Here is a 4,494-nt window from a genome sequence, read left to right as displayed (position 1 = left end):
CCCCGTACTGCGAACGCCAGTAACCGCCATGGATCACCACCACTACGCCACGGTGCTCACCGCCGTCGGGCAGGTCCGGCAGAAAGAGCTCGCCCCACTGGCTCGCATCCTCGCCGTACTGGTACTTGTGCCGCTTCACTGCTTCCCCCTTGGCGCCGCCACCGGCGGCGCCTTCCCGCCCGGCGCCGGGCGAACACGCGGCGCCGAGACTTCCAACGGCCGCCGCGGCGGCCGCACCAACCAGCGTGCGAAAGACAAACGTCCGACGCCGCAGATCAGCCATGTGCCGAGCCTACAGCGTGCATCGTGGCGAGGGTTGCAGACACTTTTCACTCCGGCTTTGGATTCCGCCGGCGTGGCGGAGGCAGCCCTCAGCAATCTCTGACGGAACCCCCGCGAGGTGACCCGGTAGGCGTAAAGTCAGTAGTAGGAGATTTCGGGTGAGATACAGGTGGCATACAGGTCCGGGGTTGAATATTCGGGCCGTGCGCGCAGAGAGCGCTCAGCCGCCAGCCGGGGTTAAATGACCCGGCGTTTGCATGGAATTGAGGCCGCATGGCCGACAACGATGCTCTCCCCACCGCCGAGCAACTTCAGGATCTCCTTCTGGAGAGCCCCGGTTTCACGGAATTCCTGCTGGGACTGACAGCCATTTCCGCGTCGCTCCTGGGCGGCGAAACTCCCCTGCTGTGCGCCATTACCGTGGAACGGGAGGCGGGGCCCGCAACGGTAGCCAGCAGCACCGAGGCTGCCCGCGCCTTGGATGAACGCCAGTACGCCTACGACAACGGCCCGTGCCTGACCGCGCTCCGGCAGCAGCACACGGTCCTGATCCCTGACCTCCAAACCGACGAGCATTGGGCCTGGTATGCACGGGCGGTAGCGGACGAAGGAATCCGGACCGTCCTGGCAGTCCCCATCCAGACCGGCAACGGTTCCCGATCCGCCCTTAACTGCTATTCGACCGACGCCGGCACTTTCGATCCTGAAACAGTGGCCGCTGTTGAAGAGCATGCCGCATCGCTGTCAAGGATCCTTCGCCTGGCGATGCGGGTGCATCCAACGGATGCCTACCCTGAACATTTGCGGTCGGCACTGCAGTCCCGGGCAATTGTGGATGCCGCGGTGTCCCTGATCATGGTGCACAACCGCTGCGGACACGAAGATGCCGTAAAGCTCCTGCATCTTGCCTCGCGCAGCAGCAACCGCCGTTTGCATGACATCGCCCAGGACATCCTGCAGAACGCATCCGATATCCCTGTCATAACCCCGGGTGGGGAGAGATAAACAAAAGGCATGAAATGGAAGACGATGGCATCCTCGGGATCCAGCGCCCCGGTGACGATGCGGACCCGCGCAATTCTGCCGCCACACGGTACCGGGACGGGAACATCAATCTGACGGGATTGTGGACCTATTATTGCGGCATCGGCGGAAATGCCGATGAGCTGGCGCTGGACGCCTATCTTCACGAGATGATGGAATTGCCTCCCCTGCAGATGGATCTGATCCACACTGCAATCGAGGAGATTACGGCGGAAGGACTGTGAAGGATCTGCTATGTCGGACAACGTAGAAATCCGTGAATCACTCGCTGGCGGCGTTGATGAGGCCGGAACGGGATTGCAGGACTTTGTACTCCTGCTCCAGGACCTCGTGCTGGAAAGCTCGGACGTGCGGAATTTCCTGACCGAGATGGCAACGACTATTGCCGGGCAACTCTCGCAGGACGGGAACCGCATCTCCTGTGGCATGACTGTCATCAGGCACAAGAGGCCTGTTGCGGTAGCAAGCAGCGATCCCCGGGCCCAGAGCCTTGATGAACTCCAGAACAGTTTCGGCGACGGCCCCTGCCTGACGGCCCTCCGGTCGGGGACCCCGGTCTATGTCCCCGATACGAACTCGGACAAGCGATGGCCAAAATACCTCCGCGCTGCCGGGGCAGCGAGGATCGGCTCCATCCTTGCAGTTCCGATGCACCTCCAAAATCAGGCGCAGGCCGTGGTCAACCTCTACTCGCCTGCAGCGCACGGCTTCTCACAGCAGGGCATAGATGAAGCCGAAAACCTCGCAGGCATCTCAGCCAAAGCCCTGGACCTTGCCCTGAACATTGCACACCTGCGCGACGCCCGGGACGACCTCACGGCCGCACTGAAGTCCCGCACCGTTATTGACACGGCCATTGGCGCCATCATGGCGCAGAACAGGTGCAGCCGCGATGCGGCATTCCAGATCCTTGTCAAAACCTCCAGCCACCGCAACATCAAGCTGAGGGAAGTTGCCTCGGCAATAATTTCTTCCATTGCCGGCGAGGAGGACATTTCGACCACTTACGAGGAGTAGTGCCGTGCACCGAAATTCGTGCCTGACGGAGTTGCAGTGCAACACAAGAGATAGTCTTTAGCTGAAGTAAATGAACGGTCGATACCGGGTGAAACGGCCCCCGGGGACGGGTCGCGCGGAAATGGCCGGAGGCAAACACATGATCAGGAAATATCCCCTGGATGAACTTTCCTCTGTCATCGGCAGGATCATGGGGCTTCTTCTGACCGAAGAAAAAGTGGACCACGCCGTTCAGCTTCTCTCCCGCGCGGTCAAGGAATCAATTCCGGGAGCTATCGGCGCCGGCGTCTCCATCCTCGATTCCCAAGCCAGGCCAGTCAGTTCCGGCTTCACGGACGCGATTGTGGAAAGGGCAGACGCCCTCCAGTACCAGTTGGGGCAAGGTCCCTGCCTCACGGCCTGGGCCACCCAGGAAAGCGTCCTCGTCCACGACGTTGCCGCAGACCCCCGCTGGCCTGACTGGAGTGCCGCCGTCCGGGACCTGTCCATCAGGTCAGTGGTCAGTGCGCCCCTGATCGCGGACGGGCAGGGCATCGGTGCCATGAAGATTTACGCCGCCGGGCCCGGGGTGTTTGAGGATTCCACGGCGGCCCTCATGGAACTGTTTGCCACACCGGCTGCAACCCTCCTCTCACACATCCAGGCCGCGGAAATTCCGGAGCGCATCAGCGAAGGCCTTCAGGCCGCCCTGTACAGCAGGGACATGATCAACCGGGCCTGCGGCGTGCTTATGGAACGCCACACACTCACACAAGACCAGGCACTTCAGCTCCTGATGCGGGACACCCGCGCAACCCACAGCACACTCAGGGAGGTAAGCGCCGCGATCCTGACCGGCGTCACATCCGCCCCCGACAGAGGCAGAAGTGATGGGTTTCGATAGCAGCGAGCCCGAACAACGCCGCAGGCTGCAGGCAGCATTGTCAGCAGCGGAGATCAGCACGGGCGATCTGTGGCTGTACTACTTCGGCATCGGCGGATCAGTGGGCGAGTATGAGGTGGAGGCGTACCTTCAAGGGCTCCTTTCCCTCCCCGAACTACAGCGGGACCTGCTGGCGATGGCCGCCAATGAACTCTTCGCCAGCCAGTCCGGCCAGCGGGCTCCCTACTCCGACGAACTCGTCACTGATGATCCGCACGACGGCGACGGGTCACCTGACGCTGGTGCCCCCTAGCCCACCCCGACGCTCTCTCACTTAATGCAGGATTGCACCCGACGCTCTCTCACTGGTGCGAGAGCATCGCCGTTTTCCTTGCGTTAAGTGAGAGAGGGTCTGACTGGGTTAGCGTTCGCTGCGGGCGGTTCCCGGTGCGTGCCCGCCGAGGCGTGCGGTGACTTTGTCCGCTGCTGCGGCGCAGGACTCGCCGAGGCTCTGCAGTCGCTCCTGGGAGACCCGGAACCGTGGTGCCGGGATTAGGACGGCAGCGACGACGTCGCCGCGGTGGTCGTAGACCGGGGCGGCAACGCCCACCTCGTCAAGGGAGGATTCCCCGTAGTTGATGGCCCACCCGCGGCTGGAATCTTCCTTCAGGCGGAGCAGGTAGTCCTCGAGGCTGGACTCATCCAGCCCGGGGTAGGCGATCGCTCCGCTGAGCAGGAGGGAACGGACCCGCTCTTCAGGTTCGGTGGCCAGGAAAACCTGGACGGAGGAGCTCAGCGCATCGTTGTACCGGGCCCCGAGCGGCGCTGTGTGCTTGATCTGGTGACGGCTGGCGATCTGCTCCACACAGATGGACTCGTTGCCCTCCCACATCATGAGCGCGCTGGTTTCTCCGGTCCGCTCGGTGAGCTCGCGCAGGACCGGGTAGGCAACGCGGCGCTCCTCCAGCTCGGCCAGGAGTGGACCAGCGACGGCGATCAGGCCCAGCCCCAAGCGGAAGCGGCGCGTGTCCGGATCCCGCTCCACGAGGCCTTCCTGTTCGAAGGTCGCCAGTATCCGGGACACCGTGCTCTTGTGCATGCCCACCCGGTTGGCGATCTCGGTGACCCCCAGCAACGGTTCGTCCGCCGTGAAGGAGCGCAGGACCGCGATGGCGTTGACGATGACGGAGGCACCTTTGGTGTCGCTCTTGCCGTTGGTATCACTGGAATCTGGTGTGGTCATGGTGCTCACTATCATTCCGCATTGTCAGCCGAAAGCGGCGCCGCAC

The 4,494-nt window shown here is 62.8% G+C and carries 6 protein-coding genes and 1 pseudogene; 5 read left to right on the top strand and 2 right to left on the bottom strand.

What is annotated here, in order from left to right:
• Window positions 1-283: pseudogene (locus DBR22_RS25065) on the bottom strand (hypothetical protein); the annotation flags it as partial.
• Window positions 284-555: 272 nt separating this feature from the next.
• On the opposite strand from DBR22_RS25065, the gene DBR22_RS22600 reads away from it, so the two are divergent.
• From DBR22_RS22600 to DBR22_RS22580, 5 genes are all read left to right on the top strand, one after another.
• Entirely contained in the window at window positions 556-1,287 is a 732-nt protein-coding gene (locus DBR22_RS22600) for a GAF and ANTAR domain-containing protein (protein WP_108600821.1), read from the top strand.
• 14 nt (window positions 1,288-1,301) lie between these two features.
• A complete protein-coding gene (locus DBR22_RS22595) occupies window positions 1,302-1,550 on the top strand; it encodes a hypothetical protein (RefSeq protein WP_108600820.1) in 249 nt (82 codons plus the stop codon).
• A gap of 10 nt (window positions 1,551-1,560) precedes the next feature.
• A complete protein-coding gene (locus DBR22_RS22590) occupies window positions 1,561-2,343 on the top strand; it encodes a GAF and ANTAR domain-containing protein (RefSeq protein ID WP_108600819.1) in 783 nt (260 codons plus the stop codon).
• Between the two features lie 139 nt (window positions 2,344-2,482).
• A complete protein-coding gene (locus tag DBR22_RS22585) occupies window positions 2,483-3,226 on the top strand; it encodes a GAF and ANTAR domain-containing protein (RefSeq protein WP_108600818.1) in 744 nt (247 codons plus the stop codon).
• Window positions 3,213-3,518, top strand: coding sequence for a hypothetical protein (locus tag DBR22_RS22580; RefSeq protein WP_108600817.1), 306 nt, complete (start codon window positions 3,213-3,215; stop codon window positions 3,516-3,518). Before DBR22_RS22585 ends, DBR22_RS22580 begins: the two co-directional genes overlap by 14 nt.
• Before the next feature lie 108 nt (window positions 3,519-3,626).
• On the opposite strand, the gene DBR22_RS22575 is transcribed toward DBR22_RS22580, so the two are convergent.
• Window positions 3,627-4,448 (bottom strand): IclR family transcriptional regulator, encoded by an 822-nt coding sequence (locus tag DBR22_RS22575; protein ID WP_108600816.1) that lies wholly within the window; start codon window positions 4,446-4,448, stop codon window positions 3,627-3,629.
• Window positions 4,449-4,494 lie beyond the last annotated feature (46 nt).

The organism is Arthrobacter sp. HMWF013 (genome assembly GCF_003061105.1).
Taxonomy (GTDB): domain Bacteria; phylum Actinomycetota; class Actinomycetes; order Actinomycetales; family Micrococcaceae; genus Arthrobacter.
Note: the sequence above shows the minus strand (reverse complement) of the source record. Positions and strands in the feature narration are given on the sequence as shown.

What these genes read in the sequence shown, in the direction of transcription:
- DBR22_RS22600 (WP_108600821.1), top strand. Translation starts at nt 556, where the DNA reads ATGGCCGACAACGATGCTCTCCCCACCGCCGAGCAACTTCAGGATCTC.
- DBR22_RS22590 (WP_108600819.1), top strand. Translation starts at nt 1,561, where the DNA reads ATGTCGGACAACGTAGAAATCCGTGAATCACTCGCTGGCGGCGTTGAT.
- DBR22_RS22580 (WP_108600817.1), top strand. Translation starts at nt 3,213, where the DNA reads ATGGGTTTCGATAGCAGCGAGCCCGAACAACGCCGCAGGCTGCAGGCA.
- DBR22_RS22575 (WP_108600816.1), bottom strand. Translation starts at nt 4,448, where the DNA reads ATGACCACACCAGATTCCAGTGATACCAACGGCAAGAGCGACACCAAA.
- DBR22_RS22585 (WP_108600818.1), top strand. Translation starts at nt 2,483, where the DNA reads ATGATCAGGAAATATCCCCTGGATGAACTTTCCTCTGTCATCGGCAGG.
- DBR22_RS22595 (WP_108600820.1), top strand. Translation starts at nt 1,302, where the DNA reads ATGGAAGACGATGGCATCCTCGGGATCCAGCGCCCCGGTGACGATGCG.